Annotated in this window: 16 protein-coding genes and 2 tRNA genes; 14 read left to right on the forward strand and 4 right to left on the reverse strand. The window is 55.7% G+C overall.

From position 1 onward, the window contains the following. The first annotated feature begins 17 nt into the window (after positions 1-17). The 5 genes from IEX04_RS10280 (at position 18) to IEX04_RS10300 (ending at position 4,717) form a co-directional block, all read left to right on the forward strand. A tRNA-Val gene (locus IEX04_RS10280) sits at positions 18-93 on the forward strand. Positions 94-377: 284 nt separating this feature from the next. Further along, positions 378-1,361, forward strand: coding sequence for an LLM class flavin-dependent oxidoreductase (locus tag IEX04_RS10285; protein ID WP_188685579.1), 984 nt, complete (start codon positions 378-380; stop codon positions 1,359-1,361). A 152-nt stretch (positions 1,362-1,513) separates the two neighbouring features. Then, positions 1,514-1,589: transfer RNA gene (locus tag IEX04_RS10290), tRNA-Val, on the forward strand. Positions 1,590-1,863: 274 nt separating this feature from the next. Next, positions 1,864-3,864 (forward strand): DUF262 domain-containing protein, encoded by a 2,001-nt coding sequence (locus IEX04_RS10295; protein WP_188685581.1) that lies wholly within the window; start codon positions 1,864-1,866, stop codon positions 3,862-3,864. Between the two features lie 241 nt (positions 3,865-4,105). After that, the gene (locus tag IEX04_RS10300) at positions 4,106-4,717 is read left to right on the forward strand and encodes a class I SAM-dependent methyltransferase (protein ID WP_188685583.1); all 612 of its coding nucleotides are present in this window, start codon (positions 4,106-4,108) and stop codon (positions 4,715-4,717) included. A 13-nt stretch (positions 4,718-4,730) separates the two neighbouring features. Here IEX04_RS10300 and IEX04_RS10305 read toward each other — a convergent pair whose 3' ends face one another. Next, positions 4,731-5,993 (reverse strand): methyltransferase, encoded by a 1,263-nt coding sequence (locus IEX04_RS10305; protein ID WP_308422415.1) that lies wholly within the window; start codon positions 5,991-5,993, stop codon positions 4,731-4,733. Between the two features lie 154 nt (positions 5,994-6,147). Between IEX04_RS10305 and IEX04_RS10310 the strand changes: the two genes are divergently transcribed. The 3 genes from IEX04_RS10310 to IEX04_RS10320 all read left to right on the forward strand — a co-directional run bounded on the left by IEX04_RS10310 (position 6,148) and on the right by IEX04_RS10320 (position 7,435). Then, the gene (locus IEX04_RS10310) at positions 6,148-6,810 is read left to right on the forward strand and encodes a hypothetical protein (RefSeq protein WP_188685585.1); all 663 of its coding nucleotides are present in this window, start codon (positions 6,148-6,150) and stop codon (positions 6,808-6,810) included. Next, positions 6,797-7,093, forward strand: a complete 297-nt coding sequence (locus IEX04_RS10315) for a transcriptional regulator (protein ID WP_188685587.1) — start codon at positions 6,797-6,799, stop codon at positions 7,091-7,093. The genes IEX04_RS10310 and IEX04_RS10315 overlap by 14 nt, the downstream gene beginning before the upstream one ends. Before the next feature lie 147 nt (positions 7,094-7,240). Then, entirely contained in the window at positions 7,241-7,435 is a 195-nt protein-coding gene (locus IEX04_RS10320) for a CsbD family protein (RefSeq protein WP_096255046.1), read from the forward strand. Between the two features lie 65 nt (positions 7,436-7,500). On the opposite strand, the gene IEX04_RS10325 is transcribed toward IEX04_RS10320, so the two are convergent. Further along, positions 7,501-8,724: a glycosyltransferase gene (locus IEX04_RS10325; RefSeq protein WP_188685588.1), complete on the reverse strand. Its 1,224-nt coding sequence runs from the start codon at positions 8,722-8,724 to the stop codon at positions 7,501-7,503. A gap of 99 nt (positions 8,725-8,823) precedes the next feature. On the opposite strand from IEX04_RS10325, the gene IEX04_RS10330 reads away from it, so the two are divergent. From IEX04_RS10330 to IEX04_RS10340, 3 genes are all read left to right on the forward strand, one after another. Then, positions 8,824-9,501 carry a TetR/AcrR family transcriptional regulator gene (locus IEX04_RS10330; RefSeq protein WP_188685590.1) on the forward strand — a complete coding sequence of 226 codons (678 nt, stop codon included), beginning with the start codon at positions 8,824-8,826 and terminating at the stop codon, positions 9,499-9,501. A 103-nt stretch (positions 9,502-9,604) separates the two neighbouring features. After that, entirely contained in the window at positions 9,605-10,774 is a 1,170-nt protein-coding gene (argE, locus tag IEX04_RS10335) for an acetylornithine deacetylase (RefSeq protein WP_188685592.1), read from the forward strand. Beyond that, positions 10,771-12,048 (forward strand): MFS transporter, encoded by a 1,278-nt coding sequence (locus IEX04_RS10340; protein ID WP_096255049.1) that lies wholly within the window; start codon positions 10,771-10,773, stop codon positions 12,046-12,048. Before argE ends, IEX04_RS10340 begins: the two co-directional genes overlap by 4 nt. Before the next feature lie 62 nt (positions 12,049-12,110). On the opposite strand, the gene trhA is transcribed toward IEX04_RS10340, so the two are convergent. Further along, positions 12,111-12,803, reverse strand: coding sequence for a PAQR family membrane homeostasis protein TrhA (gene trhA / locus IEX04_RS10345; RefSeq protein WP_096255050.1), 693 nt, complete (start codon positions 12,801-12,803; stop codon positions 12,111-12,113). 244 nt (positions 12,804-13,047) lie between these two features. Here trhA and IEX04_RS10350 point away from each other — a divergent pair, with 244 nt between their 5' ends. Next, positions 13,048-14,004 (forward strand): HNH endonuclease family protein, encoded by a 957-nt coding sequence (locus tag IEX04_RS10350; protein WP_096255051.1) that lies wholly within the window; start codon positions 13,048-13,050, stop codon positions 14,002-14,004. Positions 14,005-14,098: 94 nt separating this feature from the next. Here the strand turns inward: IEX04_RS10350 and IEX04_RS10355 are convergent, their stop codons facing one another. Then, positions 14,099-14,359 carry a GlsB/YeaQ/YmgE family stress response membrane protein gene (locus IEX04_RS10355; RefSeq protein ID WP_096254195.1) on the reverse strand — a complete coding sequence of 87 codons (261 nt, stop codon included), beginning with the start codon at positions 14,357-14,359 and terminating at the stop codon, positions 14,099-14,101. 320 nt (positions 14,360-14,679) lie between these two features. Here IEX04_RS10355 and IEX04_RS10360 point away from each other — a divergent pair, with 320 nt between their 5' ends. Next, on the forward strand, positions 14,680-15,189 hold the full coding sequence (locus IEX04_RS10360) for a gluconokinase (protein WP_096254196.1): 510 nt from the start codon (positions 14,680-14,682) through the stop codon (positions 15,187-15,189). 33 nt (positions 15,190-15,222) lie between these two features. Then, a complete protein-coding gene (locus IEX04_RS10365; RefSeq protein WP_096254197.1) occupies positions 15,223-16,638 on the forward strand; it encodes a GntP family permease in 1,416 nt (471 codons plus the stop codon). Position 16,639: the final 1 nt, after the last annotated feature.

The following is a 16,639-nucleotide window of genomic DNA, read 5'->3' on the forward strand; positions in this document are numbered from 1 at the left end:
AGACAGCATAAAGGTTTGGGCCTTTAGCTCAGCTGGTAGAGCGTCACGTTTACACCGTGAATGTCATCGGTTCGATCCCGGTAGGGCCCACCAAGCAAAACCCGCTTCACCGCATCTACGGATGAGGAGAAGCGGGTTTTTTGTTGTGCACCGGCTGACGCTGCGGCTTCCAGTGAGAACATCGGTTCTCGGAAGTGGGAACAGGCGGAGCTTGTGGACTGAACATGCCGCGGAGGCCTGGGGATATGCGTTCGAAACCGGGGGAGCATCACAGAGTTCAGTGGAATAGGTTCCTCTTCGGCTTGGTTGTTACTAGCGAGCGTCCCTATTTTCTCTGCAGGGTTGATTCTGCAAAGCCGCAAACTTAAGGAAACGATTTGCCTGTCCCGTTGAGCATTCTTGATCTTGCCTCTATCTCTGAAGGTTCCACCGCGCGCGAGGGAATTGCCGCGTCGATGAATACCGCACGCCTGGCGGATGAACTTGGCTACCATCGGCTGTGGTTTGCCGAACACCACAACACGGCAAATCTCGCTTCCAGCGCCACCGCGTTGCTCATTTCACAGGCAGCCTCGGTCACGGAGCGGATCCGGGTGGGTTCTGGCGGCGTGATGCTGCCCAACCACTCTCCGCTGATGGTCGCCGAGCAGTACGGCACCTTGGCAAACATCCACGGCGATCGGATCGATCTGGGCCTTGGCCGAGCACCGGGAACGGATGGCATGACCGCGCAGGCGCTGAGCCGTTCGTCGGCCGAGCCGCAAGAATTTGCGCGGAGCATTTATGACCTGCAGGGCTGGTTCGGGCAGAGCGGCACGGCCCACAGCATGCCGATTGTCTCTGCCGTATCGGCCGGTATGAACGTGCCGATTTGGGTGCTTGGCTCCACGGTTAATGGTGCGTCTATTGCCGGCCAATTGGGTCTGCCATTTTCTATCGCGTCGCACTTCGCTCCGGAGCAGGTTGACCACGCGCTGAAAGTTTACCGCGACGCATTTAATCCCGAAGCGGTGACGGCCCAGATCGACAAGCCCTACGTGATGGCTGGTATCAACGTGATGGTCGCAGACACCGACGCTGAGGCTGAGCGGGAATTCACTGTGGTCGAGCAGATGTTCCAGGATGTTCTGCGCGGAAAATCACGCAAGCTGCAGCCTCCGGTAGACCCTGAAACGCTGGCAAGCCATGGCGGAAGCCCGATGCTGAAAATCAAAGCGGTGGGCGCTGCGCCGAAGGTCAAGGCCGAGCTGGATGCGTTTGTGCAGCGCACCGGTGCCGACGAACTGATTACGACGACCTACGCCTTCGATCCAGCCGTGCGCGACCACTCGCTGAAACTTCTGGCGCAGCTCTGGTTCTAAACGTTTCACCCGAGCGTGCGTCTGCCGCGGGCCGAGAACTAATCGCCTCGCGGGAGATGCACGTCACTGCAAACTGATTTGCGCCGATGGGTTTTCACCAGTAAAGTTATTCCCTGTTGGCAAGAAGTTATTTCTTCGCTCAACGATGGTAAGGGCCTTTAGCTCAGCTGGTAGAGCGTCACGTTTACACCGTGAATGTCATCGGTTCGATCCCGGTAGGGCCCACCAATCAAAACCCGCTTCACCTCATCTTTTCGATGAGGGGAAGCGGGTTTTTGTTTTCCCGTTGGGCTCCTCGAAAAATCCAGACGGTGCCATGGCCTGTATCTCTACATTCGATCCTTTTCATTTCAGTATCTTCAATTACCGTTGGCGGCTCGTCTTGTGGGTGATTTCAACCGTGATGTGCAACGATCGAGCTTAGAAGCGATCCCGGCGCCACAAATGTCGAGGCCGAGTTCTGAAATGGCTAAATTGTTGGTTCTAGTAAGAGGATACAATCATGAAAGCAAACCCCACTTATTTACTTGATTCTTTGTCCAATAATGACGTAACTTTCTTCATTCCACCTTATCAGCGCAATTATGAGTGGTCTGTAGAGAATTGCAGAGTCCTTCTCACGGATGTCCACAAAGTGGCTCGTTTAAACGAATCAAGTGTGAAGACGGAGCATTTCTTCGGAAGCATAGTTTATGTTGTCGAAGAATCTGGCTTTGGATTACCCGACAAATATGTGCTCACAGATGGTCAGCAACGGATTACGACCACGATGCTTCTGCTGATGGCTCTTCGCGATAGTCTCGAAGATTCTGGCTATCAGGAAGCGATTCAGAAGCGTTATCTCGAAAACGAGCGAGCGGGTGATGGTAGTGAGTACAAGATCAAGCTTAAGCAAGTGGAAACAGATTGGGAGGCATATAAATGCTTGGCCCTGCGACATGAGATTCCTTCTTCTTTAAAGAATTCAACCGTTTACCAGAATTATCTTTTCTTTCACAGGGAATTCGAATTGTTGAATGATGTCGTAAAAAAGGGTCTTCTAGAAAAAGGTCTGAGGAAGTTCAGTACTATATCTATTCAACTGGAACCCGACCGGAATCCATGGGAAAACCCACAAGAGATTTTCGAGTCTATGAACTCGCTCGGCAAGCCACTTTCGCTCGCCGACCTAGTCCGGAATTATCTGCTAATGGGTCAGAATTCCGACGAGCAAACAAAACTGTACAACGAGTACTGGTTGACGCTCGAAAAACGGCTTCCTGGGAAATTATCCGAGTTTATCCGTGACTGGATGCAATCTGACCAACATAAGAGTTATAAAGTGGCGCGTGAGAGCAACTATAAAGAGCTCTATGGAATGTTTAAGAAGGTTGCCAGCGGTCGGACAGTAGAAGAGTTATTTGAGGACTTTGTTCGCTATTCGCGCCCATATGCTATTGCCTGTGGTCTTGATCAGACTAAGATCCAGGCGGCAGATCACGTAATTTTTGATCTCAACATTATCGGTGTTGCACCTGCTTATTCCTACCTAACAGAGGTCCTAGCTGCTTGGTCGGCGAAAGAATTGACGGACGGTAGGCTCGTTAAAGTGCTATTGGCGATTCGAACATATCTCCTCCGCCGACGTGTTTTGGGCATGACCCAAGCTGAGAACAAATTCTTCCCTGTTTTAGGTGCCCGTATAGCTGACCTAGTTTCATCTGAAAACTTGACGGAATCTTTGTTTGAACAACTCTCTTCACAAGAATATGCGTTACGACTACCGAATGACTCCGAACTGAGTTCACGGCTGGAAACTATGAATTTCTACAACTTAGGTAGATCTAGAAACTACCCTCGTCTGCTTCTGTCACTGGCCGAAGAGCTGCTGACAAAATCGCGTCCTGCTTGGGACGATAATACGCTTCAGCTGGAGCACATCATGCCTCAGAAGTTGAGTGCTGAATGGAGCAATGCTCTTGGTGAGTCTTACGAAAAGGATCATCAGGACTTTGTGAATAATATCGGAAATATTACTTTGATTAGGCACAATCAAGAGCTCGGAAACAAGCCGTACGTCGCGAAAAAAGTTACGTACGCCGGCAAATCTGGTTTGCAGGTGACTCAGAACTACGTCCTTGACCGCGATGAGTGGAACGTCGAATCGATTCAACGACGTCAGCAATATCTAGTTGGCTTGCTGGTAGAGCAGGTTCTCGAAATTCCCCACGGGTTTAAACAGGCAAGCAACTGGAAGCAGAATAACGGTGGGTCTGGGCAGTTCGACTCGCGTCAAATTTTGAACCAGTTGGCTGGGGAAACGATCCAATTTGTGTCGAATCCAAAAATCACTGCAACGGTTCTTAAGAACTCGAAAGTTCTCTTCGAAGGGCAGGAGTGGAATCTATCGCCATTGACCGCGGAACTCAAAGATCGAGATGGGACTGTAAGTAAGTCAAAGTCTTATCAAGGTGCGTTGTACTGGAGCTGGGATGATACTCGATTGGTCGACATTGATATCTAAACGTAGTTCGAAGTAATGTTCGGCTTTGAGGTTTGAGTAATACGACCGAATCAGATATCGGACGGTGAATTTTCTGTGAGATCCTTGGCTGGTCTTAACGAGTCTGTTGGTGAGATGGCTGTATTAGTCATCTAACTTTTCCTGCGCCCTTGTCCTGCTATGAGTTGAGCGCTATCTCCCGTGGAATATTGGCATTTAGAATGAACTTCTTCATTTGTTTGTCACATGGGAAACTGAAGTCATGACTGCTCCCGAAGAAAACGTCTGGATCGCCGCGACCCGAGCGAATCCCGAACACTCGCAGAACTTTGCACAACGCTGGCGGACCTTCGCGCAGGAAGGCCGCGATATTTTTGGTGAGGCGCGGACCATCGATGCGATGGCAGATCGCGGCAGCCGAATCCTCGATGCCGGATGCGGTACCGGCCGCATCGGCGGCTGGTTGGCGCAGCGCGGGCATCAGGTCGTAGGAATCGACCTGGATGAGCACCTGATCGATGTGGCCCGCGAGGATTACCCAGAAGCGCGCTGGGAGGTTGGCAATCTGGCTGACTTCACGCTCAGCGATGGCTCTTCGGCCGCACCGGAGTTCGATGTGATCGTCTCGGCCGGAAATGTGCTCACCTTCCTATCCCAATCCGAGCGGCTGCCGGCCTTGGTGAAACTGCGTGAGCATTTGGCGGCCGAGGGACGCCTGGTGGTGGGTTTCGGCGCGGGACGCGACTATGAGTTCGCGGACTTCGAAGCCGATGCCGCAGAAGCGGGCCTCGAAGTGCAGCAGCGCTTCTCCACCTGGCAGTTCCACCGTCCGGCTGATGATTTCCTGGTGGCGGTGCTCGGCCGCGACAGCTAGGCGCGGAGGAAGGTTATGCCTTGGTGCGCAGCCGCCACAGCGAGGTGACTTCCCGCGAGCGTGCTGCATGGAGGATGTCGGAATCATCCGTGGCGCGCCCGTGGGTGGGCAGGGTGTCGAGCCTGTCGATCACTTCGAGTCCTGCGTCGTCGATGGCATCGAGCAATAGCTGGCGGCTGCGCAGGCCCAGCAGCTCGGCCAGGTCGGAAATGATCAGCCAGCCTTCGCCGTGCTGCGTGAGGTGTTTGGGCAGTCCGCGCAGAAACTGCAAGAGCATCTTGCTTCCCGGATCGTACACGGCCGCATCCAGGGTGGTCGGCGCGCTTCCGGGCAGCCAGGGCGGATTGCAGATCACCAAAGGTGCCCTGCCCGCGGGAAACATGCTGGTCAGTTCGGCGCGCGCGGAATCACTGATGGCCAGGCGCGCGAAGTTGTCGTTTGCGCAATCCACCGCGCGCTGATGGATGTCGGTGCCGATTACGGTCTGCACTCCGCGGGCCACCAAGACGGCTGCCAGCACTCCGGTGCCGGTGCCGATATCAAAGGCCAGCTCGGTGGTGTTCAGCGGGGCCTTGGCGACCAGATCAACATACTCGTGCCGGGTGGGCAGGAACGTGCCGTAGCCGGGGTGGATCTTCTGGCCTAGCGCCGGCACCTCGACGCCGTTGAGGTGCCATTGGTAGGCGCTGAGCACGCCGGTGAGTTCCTGGAGGCTGACCACGGCACTGGTGGCAGCGGAGCCGGACTGCTGCGGATAGCCAAATGCCACCGCAGGTCCAACGCGCGGGGCCCGGGGCAGTTCCAGCGCGGCTTCGCCATCGGCGGTGTCCAGATTCAGCGGAACCAAGATCAACGACATCATGCGTGCGCGTTGGGCTCGCCCCTGGCGGATGGCGTAGAACTTTTCCGCGTCGGTTTGCGTCTTGCGCGAAGACTTGCCGCTGGCCGCCTTGGAAAGCCGGCGATCGATGGCCGAGAGCATTTGCTTGGCATTGTGGAAGTCGCCCAGCCAAAGCATGGCCATGCCGCGTGCTGCGTTGCGCATGGCGGCATCGGCGGTGAGCCGGTCGTCAACGACCACCACATTTTTGGGTGCGGGGCGTGCATTGGCAGAGAACCAGCTGGCGGAAGTGCGGGTTCCTTGATGGTCCCAGCTCAGGGTTTGGCCGGCAGTGTCGGGGGAGTGCTCGATGGCGGTGTACCTCGTTGAGTCGTGGCGCTCACCCGATGTCTGACCGCGCGCGAGCGATGGTGCTGCGAAGTCCGGTACAGACAATGATACGGAGTTTTCCGCTGGCGCTGGTGCAGTACCAGCACCCCTAGCATGTACGACTCCTGAGTGCTATCTTTAACTTTGTAATGCAAAGTACTTTTCATCACGAATAACTTTGTGGCTCTACCGAGTCGCCCGATGAAAGAGAGAGCAGACCATGAGCAACGACAACACGCCAGAAACGGATCCGGCGCGGATCTTGGATGATATCGAGGCTAATGCGCGTCAAACACGTCAGGCCATGAGCCCGAACCAGCTGCTTCTCTTTTCGCTCTGGGGCGGCGCCTGGGTGATCGCGTTCATCGCGGTCTTCCTCACCTTTGCTCCGGTTGCTGCGCCGTTGCTGCCGAGATTTCTCGGCGTCGGCATTGGGGTATTCGCCTTTCTGCTGGCCATCGTGCTTTCCGCGGTGCACTCGGCCAAACGTGGCTCCGGAACGAAGGGGCCATCAATGGTGGAAGGTGCCATTTACGGCAACACCTTCACGCTAGGAATCATCTTTGCCGGCTTGCTCGGATGGCGGCTGCACGCGGCGGGCCTAGATTCCATGGGACTGCTGACCTTCGCGCTCGGCGCACTGTGCTTGGTGGTGGGGGTGTTGGTAATCGCCGGATCGTTGATCTTCAATGATCGAACACAATTGATTTTTGGGGCATGGATCTTAGTAATTGGAATGCTTTCACTGGCAGTGCCGGCGCCCTACAATTTGCTGGCCGGCGCGGTGGGAGGACTGGGGTTGATAGTGCTCGGGTTGCTGCACGGACTGAAGCCAGCATTGGTCGCAGGTGAGGTGGTTAAAGGTGGGCATGCACGAGCTTGATCCAGTCATCCATGCACAGGCGCGCCTGCGCACGGTCACGGTGCTCGACACGCTTCGGGTCGGAGACCGAATCTCATTTCCCAAACTCCAGGGGCTGCTTGCGATGACCTCGGGTAATCTGGCGACACATCTGCGCAAACTTGAAGAGAGTCAGTATGTGGCAGTGGAGAAGATTTTGGAGGGACGCAATCCGGTGACCTATGTGTGTCTCACGTCCACGGGGCGGGTAGCGTTTGAAAACTATAAATTGGCGCTACGCGAACTGCTTGACCCGGCGCGGTAAAAAGCCAAACCTTAGCGCATACTTGCACGATTGCAAGACCTAGAAATCGGAGTCAGGCAAACGTAAGGTTGTGTCCAGCTAGCTCCAAAAATTGGCAGGTAGCGTCGGTTAGGTAAGTTGTTCGATCAAGCGACAGGAGATCATCTGATGGGTTTGGGCGATAAGTTTAAGAACAAGGCTCAGGAAGCAAGCGGCAAGGTCAAGGAGACCGTAGGCGATGCGACCAACAATGAGAGCCTGCAGGCCGAAGGCGTGAAGGATCAGGCAGCAGCCAAGGCCAAACAGGCCGGCGAAGCAGTCAAGGACGCAGCTAAAGACGTTCGCGACGATCTGAACAAGTAAAAGTTTTCCGTCCAAAGGCACCCACCAATTCGGTGGGTGCCTTTGGTGCGTGCGGGCATTGACAGTTAGCGGGCAGTAGTTAGTTGATGTAGTGCCCGGATTACCGGCAGCGAACTGTCTTCCTCCGCTTCCAGTTGCTTCGCAAGATGTGCAGCGCGCACCGCGTATTTATCGGTAGCCAGCGTCTGATCTATGGCTGCGAGCAGTCTTTCGACGCTCAGCTCTTTGTATTTGATCGGCTCCACTCCTGCGCCTAAGGCGTGCACGCGTGCCGCCCAGAAGGGCTGATCGGTGAAGATTGGCACGCTAATCGTTGGCACGCCGGCGCGTAGTCCGGAGGCCGTAGTGCCTGCCCCGGCGTGATGAATGACCGCGGCCATCTGCGGAAATAGCCACTGGTGGTCGGTGCCGCCGATGCCCAAGATGTTCGGCTCGTTGATTCCGGGGGCGCCTTGTAGGATGAACCGCCGGTCACTGCGGGTAGCCACCTCGTGCATGAAATCCGCATCCATTGCCGCGGTGCTGCCAAAACCAAGGTAGACCGGTGGCGGGCCATCAGCGAGAAAGTCGAGAAGCTCGGTTGGGGCGGTCCAATCGCTATCGTGTTGCGGCCACCAGTAGCCGCAGGTGCTCATGGCCGGGCGCCAGTCCTTTGGTCGCGGAACCAGCAATGGGCTGAAACCGTGCAGGATCGGCGCGTCTTTGCTCCTGCGTTGCCGCTCGGAGGCGGGCCGACTGCGCGGCGGCAAGCCAAGTTCGGAACGCAGCCGGTTAACTGGCGGATCGTAGGGAGCTTTGCTGGCACCAATGAGCGAGCCAAGGAGCTTGTTGCCCACAGCACCAAAATTGCGCGCGGTGCCTAACACCATGGGTGCGTAGGCCCCGCTCGGTACCGATGGCTGCAGGTGAGCGCCGATGACTGGAATCTGTAGCGCCTCGGCGACATCGTAGGCAAAAGGTGCGACAGAATTGGCCATGATCACCTCCGCTCCTTGCTCGGCGGCTCGCAGTGTTCCGGTGGCGGCGGACTCAAAATAGGCTTGCAATTCACGCATATACCAGCGCAATTTTTTGGCGCCAGCTTTCTGGCCCGGGGCTGCGGGGTTCACCAGTTCATCCATGGAGCCGGGCAGTTCGTGGAAGGTGGCGCCGGCGTGGGTGACCAATGGTGCGTATTCCATGTTGGCCGCGATCGACACCTCAAAACCGTGAGTGCCCAGTTTGGCGGCGAGTCCCGCCATGGGTGCGACGTCGCCACGAGTTCCAGGGGTGATCATGAGTACACGCATTTTCTCTCCAGACTATTAATAGCGATCACTGTTCGCAATTAAGTATATAGTCTAATGGTGTCAGCGGAACACCACCAAGGACGGCAGGAGAATTCTAGAGTGCCGAAGCAAAAGAAGCAGGAAGCCGGCGCGACTTTAGAGCGTAGCGCGAGGGGTCCCAAACCGTCGCACTCACGCGAAAAGATCGCACGGGTGGCCGTTGAGCTGGCCGACGAGCGAGGTCTGGACGCGGTGTCCATCAGAGCCGTCGCCCAACAAATCGGCGCGGGGGCAGCCTCCCTTTACCGATATGTTGATTCTTCGGACCAATTACTGGATTTGATGGTGGATCGGGTCAGCGGCGAATACGTCTTCGACGAGTTGGCCGGCAGCCCTGAAGAACAATTGCTCGCACTCGCCGCGCAGGGACGAGCGATTATGCACACCCACCGCTGGCTGGCACCACTGGTGCAGAGCACACGCGTACCAGGGCCACAGACCCTGCACTATTTAGAGTCCGCGCTGAGCGCCTTAGCGGGTACCGCATTATCTGGAACGCAAAAACTTCAAACGATCGCCATGCTGACCGCGATCACCTCCGCCTTCGTGATCAACGAACTAAGTCAGCAAGATGCGCAGCCGCGCGGTGTTATCGAACTTCAGCAGGCGCTGGCCAGCGGTCAGTACCCGTTGCTTACCGCTGCCTTCCAACAGGCGGACCCCACGGTGGACCAAGACGGAGTGTTCGGCTCACTGATCAGGAATTATCTGCGCGGAGCCGGAATCTTCGAAGCGTAATTTTAACGCTATATTGCCTCGAATCGAAATCTTCTTTACCGTCGTGACTTGGTGTGAAACGATGAACCCATCACTAGCTTTACCGACGATACGGGAGTTCATCATGGCTGCACCAGCCGAAACGACGATGGCCGAGATCAATGAACTGATCAGCCTCGATACCACCAGCCGCGACAGTAACCTGCCGCTGATCGAGCTGGTGGTGGCCAAGCTGGATGCAGCGGGAATTAGCTCGAAGTTGATCCACAACGAGGACGGCTCCAAGGCGAACCTGCTGGCCACCATACCAGCGGCCGATGGCACGCGAACCGGCGGCATCGTGCTTTCCGGGCACACCGACGTGGTCCCGGTCGACGGGCAGGACTGGTCCAGCGAGCCGTTTAGCACGCAGATTCGTGACGGCAAGCTTTACGGACGTGGCACCTGCGATATGAAGGGTTTTATCGGGGTAATCCTGGCCAAACTGCCGGATATCACCGCGGCGAAACTATCGGAACCAATCCACCTGGCGTTGTCCTATGACGAAGAAGTCGGGTGTGTGGGAGCGGTGAGCCTGGTGGAGGAAATCACCGACCAGCAGCTGGCCCCACGCGGAGCCATCATCGGTGAACCAAGTAGCATGCGCGCGATTCGTGGGCACAAGTCCATGAACGTTTTCCAGGTGACGTTCAACGGCGTTGCCGCCCACTCTTCGCTGCCACGCGAGGGGCTAAATGCGATCTCCTACGCGTTGCGCTTTGCCAACTATGTTGAAGAGATTTCGGCCCAGCTGCGCACCGAGGGGCCGAGCGATGACGCGTTCATCGAGCCAACCACCACCATGAACGTGAACCGGTTTGACGGCGGGATCGCGGTGAACACCATCCCTTCCAAGTGCGTGGTGCACTTTGAATTCCGTTCGCTGGCAGTAGTGGACCGGGCCGCGCTGATCGCGCAGTTCCGTGATTATGCCGCGCAGCTTGACGCTGAAATGAAGCAGCTAAACTCTGCCGGCTCGGTGCACTTCGAACAGGTTGCCGGCGCCCCGGGACTGGACACGGAGCGCGGCGAGCAAATCGTTGCGTTGGCCGCCGCCTGCGGTGCGATCGCCACCGATGAAAAAGTCACCTATGGCACCGAGGCGGGACTGTTCGCCGCCGCGGGGATCCCATCGGTAGTGTGTGGACCTGGCGATATTGCCCAGGCCCACGCACCGGATGAATTCATTGAGCTATCCCAGATTGTTGACTGCGAAAACTTCATCCTGCGCCTGGTGCAGGAGCTCTCGGCATGAGCACCACGGCGCCACAGGCGACCCCACAACAACTAGCAATTGCTCGCAAGGCGGTGATATCTTCCTCCATCGGCGCGGCCCTGGAATGGTTCGACATCATCGTCTACGCCACCTTCGCCACAACTATCGCCAAACTGTTCTACCCTGAGTCCAATGGATCCTTCGCGCTGATCCTGACCTTTGCGACCTTCGCGATTTCCTATCTGATCCGTCCACTGGGCGGAATGATCTTAGGAAGTTATGCGGATCGTAAGGGACGCAAGAAGGCGCTGACGCTGACTTTGATGCTGATGATGCTCGGCACGCTGATCATGGCCGTGGCCCCAACCTACGCGATGGTTGGAGTCTGGGGTGCGCTGATCATTTTGCTGTCGCGTCTCATTCAGGGATTCTCCGCCGGTGGCGAGTTTGGTACGGCCACCGCATTCTTGATCGAAAGCGCACCGCATAAGAAGGCGTTTTACGCCTCCTGGCAGGTGGCCGCGCAGGGCGTGTCGATGCTACTGGCCTCCGGGTTCGGTTACGTGCTGACCACACAGCTATCCCAAGAAGCGTTGGAAAGCTGGGGCTGGCGTGTGCCGTTTTTTGTTGGTCTGCTGATCGGGCCGGTGGGACTCTATATTCGTGCGCGACTCGAAGAAACCGAAGAGTTCATTTCCACCACGAAGAGCAAGTCGCCGTTGGGTGAATTGTTTAGCCAGCACTACGGCCGACTCTTGGCCGGTTCCGCGGCCGTCGGTGTGGCAACAATTTCTGTCTACATGATCTTGTACATGCCAACCTTTGCCGTGAAAAACCTCAATATCCCGGCCGATGCCGCCTTCCTTGGCGGAGTAGTAGCCGGTGTGATCACCTTGGTGACCGTCCCGATGATCGGTCATCTGGCGGACCGGGTGGGCCCTGCCAAGGTGATGACCTGGGCGGCGGTCGGTGCCTTGGTATTGGCATGGCCACTGTTTAAGCTGATGACCAGCAATCCGAGTATCCCGGTGATGGTCCTGGTGATCGCGTTACTGGGCGTGATCATGTCCTTCTACTTCGGGCCACTGCCGGCACTGGTTTCCGCGCTCTTCCCAGCGGCGATTCGTGGGTCGGGGATCTCGGTCACCTACAACGTGGGCGTGACCCTGCTTGGCGGTATCGCACCACTGGTACTGACCTGGTTGCTAAGCATCACCGGTTCGTTGGAAACTCCGAGCCTGTACTACATGGCGATCGCAGTGATCTCCTTGGTCGGCCTGGCATTTATTCGCCTGCGGTACAAGTTGCGCTAAAAATCGCTTAAATCAAGAATGGCTTCGATCCTAAAGATCGAAGCCATTCTTATTTATCCCGTCTACCGGACTACCAGCAACACTGCGATCCAGTGGCAGGCGAAAGCCAGCACCGTACAGGCGTGGAAAAGTTCATGGAATCCGAAGACCGTCGGGACTGGGTTGGGACGTTTAGTTGCGTAGAACACCGCGCCGATCGAGTAGAACAGGCCTCCGCCTAAGACCAGCAGTAGGACCGCGGGGCTGGCTGCCCAATAAGAGGGGATATCCATCGCTGCGCCCCAGCCAAGCAGAATGTACAGGACCACGGAGAACCAGCGTGGAGCCGCTGGCCAGAAGGTTTTGACTAGGATCCCGAGTATTGCTCCGGCCCAGATAATCGACAAGGTCAGGATCGCTTGAGAGCGGTCAAGGATTTGCACCGCAATGGGTGTGTAGGTGCCAGCGATTAACAAGAAAATATTTGCGTGATCAGCACGGCGGAACCACGCGGTGGTCTGCGCTGACCAATTTCCACGGTGATACATCGCCGAGGTGGCGAAGAGCGTGATGGAGGTCAGTGCGAAAACCGCGGCGGACCACTCGGCGGCCGGTCCCTGGGCCAAGACCACAATCAGTAGGCCCAAGATAATCACCAGCGGGCTGACCCAGGCATGAATCATTCCACGCCACAGCGTACGTTCGGTTCCCGGAGTTGGCTGCCACCGGGAGCGAGATCTTATCGGCTCGGTGGCGTCGGAGGCGGTGTTTGTCATGTGCTTCCTTAGAGCTGGCCAAAATGTCTGCTGGTTCAAATCTTACTGGAGTCAGTGAAGCACCCTGTTGAATTTTGACACCGTACTCAGGTGCTCTGTTGTCTTTAGTTACGGGGGCTCAGCTTGAATGCCGCGTGGTTTCAAATTTTGGGGGAGAGGCGGGGTAAGCTCCTATTTGGTTGAAGATCGCATGATATTCCGGCTCTTTAACATCATTATTCATTCGCATCACTTGGGGAGTTTTATGCTGCGCCGTGTCTTGGCTATGTTCGCGATTGGTGCGTTGGCACTAACTGGCTGCGCAAGTGCTGGTGATAGAGAGCAGGCAACTGCCGAGTTTAGCCAAAGCTATGTCCCACTTGATCAATACTTCGTGGCCGATCTGGCTTCAACGGGCTCTAAGAAGATCAAACCAGGCGCCAAGCTCACCGGGCCGAAAGCAATGGCTGTGTTGAACTCGTTGCCGGTGAAAGGTAAGGCCCCGGCTACCGGATATAACCGAAATAAGAAGTTCGGTAACGGGTGGAAAGACTTTGATAAGGATAAGTGCGACGAACGCCAAGATACGTTGTCTCGCGATATGTCCAAGGTGAAGTTCAAAGACCGTAAGAAGTGCACTGTGCGCTCCGGAACTTTGCAAGATAGCTACACCGGTAAGCGCATTAACTGGAAAGTGAATTCCGGTTCGGTCGATATCGACCACGTGGTTGCGCTGAAAAACGCCTGGATCTCCGGTGGGCAGAAGCTGTCGCAGGCACAACGTCAGTCGTTGGCTAACGACCCGTTGAATTTGATGGCTTCCTCGGCTTCTGCGAATCGGCAGAAGGGTGCTAAGAACACTGCCGAGTGGCTACCGAAAAATAAATCCTTCCGCTGCCAGTATGTGGCTACCCAGGTCAGCGTCAAGAAGAAGTACGCGCTTTCGGTGACCAAGGCCGAGAAGAACGCCATGAAAAAGGTGCTCAACACCTGCAAGAACCAAAAGTCCGCCAAGGTGAAACCGATCAAACCCGGTGGAAGCAAAGACAGTTCTAAGCCGAAAACTCCGAAAAAAATCCAGAGCCATTACGTTAAGGGCACCGTACATCCGGGAGCGTTCTGCAAGAGCGTAGATAAGTCTAAAAAGGGTAAGTCGAAAACTGGTAAGACCTACACCTGTAAGAGTTCCAAGACCGACAGTCGTTTGCGCTGGCGAGTCTAGCTGACAAAGAGGATGGCCCGCAGTCCGGCATATGCCGGACCGCGGGCCATCCTCTTTGTTGTTATCGAGGCTGAATATTTACCTCATTCACCAACTAAGCTCTCTTTTTGGTGATGAAGCCCCAGACAACCAAAACGATCAATGAGCCACCAATGGCAAGCAACCAGCTAGACAGCGAAAAGAACTTGTCAACATCGGCGTTGAAGACGGCTTGGCCGATCCAACCACCAACGAGGGCACCTATAACGCCGAGGACCAAAGTTGCGATCCAGCCGCCGCCTTGCTTCCCTGGCAAAATTGCTTTCGCGATAGCGCCAGCAATCAAGCCCAGAACGATCCATCCAATAAATCCCATGGTTCTCTCCAATGGTCTAGCTATCAGAAGTGGTCGGGTTTGACCTACTTGATGGTGACAATACTCGACATTGAGTAGTAGTTCCACGTGTTTTCATGATTTTTAATGAAATTTTCAGGAAAGATTCAACCTGAAGATGAATGTTCCGTCATAAATGTGAGCATTCCGTAGCTGACAAGGCGTTAGAAAATTTTGGCAAATTGCCCGTTTTGGTTTCCTTGACAGTGTGGCGTGTCAGTCCTAGGCTGTTTAAATCTGCTTTTATGAACCTAGGGTTCAATAAAAGCTGATATTAGGTTCGCGCACGACGGAGTGGATAAATGACGACTAACCAAACGCCCATCATCGTAATGGGAGTTTCCGGTTCCGGTAAATCAACCATCGGTGCCCTGCTAGCCGAGAAATTGGAGCAGGAATTCATTGATGGCGATGCCCTGCACCCAGAAGAAAACCGCATTAAAATGGCGGCGGGGATCGCTTTGGATGATGCGGACCGCACACCATGGCTGAACAACATTGGCGAAAAACTTTCGGACAGCAATAAGGCGGGAGCGCCGGTCATCATTGCATGCTCGGCACTCAAGCGCTCTTACCGAGACTTAATTCGCAGTCACGAACCAGACACGCTCTTTGTACACCTCACCGGTGGCAAGCAGTTGATTGGCGAACGTATGGCGGCACGCAAGCACGAGTTCATGCCGACTTCACTGCTCACCAGCCAGTTGGCGACGCTGGAAGAACCAAGCAGCGACGAACATGTTCTGCTCGCAGAAGTCGCACACACCCCTGAACAGATCGTCAGTGATCTTCTCGAAGCATTAAATCACTAGCGAATTACTTACTTCCATTGATCAAGGACGACAATGACAACTGAGCTCGAAATGAACTGGACGCTGGGCACCCCGGCGTTACTAGGTGTGGCGGTGGCAGCTATTGCGCTGCTCCTGCTGCTGATTATCCGCTTCCGCGTGCATGCTTTTGTCGCGTTGGTGCTCACCAGCTTGCTCACCGCGATCGCTGCAGGTATTCCGGCAGGCTCGATTATTACCACGATGACCTCCGGCTTTGGCAGCACACTAGCCAGTGTCGCGCTACTTGTCGGTCTGGGCGCGATGCTCGGACGAATGTTGGAAACCAGTGGTGGCGCGGAAGTGCTGACAAACTGGTTAATCGAGAAATTCGGTGAAGATCGTGCACCGCTGGCACTGTCTGTAGCCTCGTTGTTGTTCGGTTTCCCGATCTTCTTTGACGCCGGCTTGGTAGTCATGATGCCGATCATCTTCACCGTCGCTCGCCGACTGGGCGGCTCGTTGCTGTTCTACGGTATTCCTGCCGCGACCGCATTCTCCGCGATGCACATCTTTGTCCCACCACACCCGGGCCCGGTGGCTGCTGCGGGACTGCTGAACGCCAACGTCGGTCTGGTGCTGGTCTTCGGTCTACTCGTTGCGATTCCTACCTGGTACTTCGCCGGTCACCTTTTCGGCAAGTTTGTGGGCAAGAAGTTCGACATTCCAGTTCCGGATATTTTGAATGCCACGCTAGGTAACGGTCAGGACAAGAACCACTTCAAATCTTCCCCGTCGGTACGCACGGTCTTTAGCCTGTTGCTGTTGCCACTGGTATTGATCTTCCTGAACACCGGGTTAAACATGCTCGGTTCGGCCGGGGTTGTTGACCCGAAGGCCCCATGGGTTCAGTGGTTGCGTCTGATCGGTGAAACTCCGGTGGCGCTGATCATCACCGTTCTGTTGGGCATGTACCTGCTCGGATTCCGCAAGGGCAAGGAAAAGACCCTGATCGAAACCATCGTCGATTCGGCGTTGGGCCCAGTTTGCTCGATCATTTTGATCACCGGTGCCGGTGGCATGTTCGGTGGAGTGTTGCGAGCAAGTGGAATTGGCGACGCGATTGCCTCCTCGCTGGAATCCGTCGGTCTGCCACTGATCGTTGCTGGCTTCTTGATTGCCGCAGTTGTTCGCGTGGCTCAGGGTTCGGCAACTGTCGCACTGACCACTGCTGCGGCGATTATTCAGCCTGCGGTGCTGGCTGATACATCGCTCAGTTCCTTCGAAGTCGTCACGATGGTCCTTGCCTTGGCCGCCGGTTCGGTCTTCGCCAGCCACGTCAACGACTCGGGATTCTGGCTGATTTCACGGTTCTTCCAGATGGATGTACCCACCACGTTGCGGGTATGGACCGTTGGCCAGGCATTAGTCTCGGTGGTCGGTTTCGCTTGCGTGATGGTGCTCTACGCCATTGCCAAGTTGGTTTCCTAAG

Source organism: Glutamicibacter ardleyensis (assembly GCF_014644555.1).
In the GTDB taxonomy this organism is placed as follows: Bacteria; Actinomycetota; Actinomycetes; order Actinomycetales; family Micrococcaceae; genus Glutamicibacter; species Glutamicibacter bergerei.

Bases quoted from the DNA above. Each gene is read 5' to 3' on its own strand.
- IEX04_RS10295 (WP_188685581.1), top strand. From the start codon at position 1,864: ATGAAAGCAAACCCCACTTATTTACTTGATTCTTTGTCCAATAATGAC.
- IEX04_RS10300 (WP_188685583.1), top strand. From the start codon at position 4,106: ATGACTGCTCCCGAAGAAAACGTCTGGATCGCCGCGACCCGAGCGAAT.
- IEX04_RS10310 (WP_188685585.1), top strand. From the start codon at position 6,148: ATGAGCAACGACAACACGCCAGAAACGGATCCGGCGCGGATCTTGGAT.
- IEX04_RS10315 (WP_188685587.1), top strand. From the start codon at position 6,797: ATGCACGAGCTTGATCCAGTCATCCATGCACAGGCGCGCCTGCGCACG.
- IEX04_RS10320 (WP_096255046.1), top strand. From the start codon at position 7,241: ATGGGTTTGGGCGATAAGTTTAAGAACAAGGCTCAGGAAGCAAGCGGC.
- IEX04_RS10325 (WP_188685588.1), bottom strand. From the start codon at position 8,724: ATGCGTGTACTCATGATCACCCCTGGAACTCGTGGCGACGTCGCACCC.
- argE (WP_188685592.1), top strand. From the start codon at position 9,605: ATGGCTGCACCAGCCGAAACGACGATGGCCGAGATCAATGAACTGATC.
- IEX04_RS10340 (WP_096255049.1), top strand. From the start codon at position 10,771: ATGAGCACCACGGCGCCACAGGCGACCCCACAACAACTAGCAATTGCT.
- trhA (WP_096255050.1), bottom strand. From the start codon at position 12,803: ATGACAAACACCGCCTCCGACGCCACCGAGCCGATAAGATCTCGCTCC.
- IEX04_RS10350 (WP_096255051.1), top strand. From the start codon at position 13,048: ATGCTGCGCCGTGTCTTGGCTATGTTCGCGATTGGTGCGTTGGCACTA.
- IEX04_RS10355 (WP_096254195.1), bottom strand. From the start codon at position 14,359: ATGGGATTTATTGGATGGATCGTTCTGGGCTTGATTGCTGGCGCTATC.
- IEX04_RS10360 (WP_096254196.1), top strand. From the start codon at position 14,680: ATGACGACTAACCAAACGCCCATCATCGTAATGGGAGTTTCCGGTTCC.
- IEX04_RS10365 (WP_096254197.1), top strand. From the start codon at position 15,223: ATGACAACTGAGCTCGAAATGAACTGGACGCTGGGCACCCCGGCGTTA.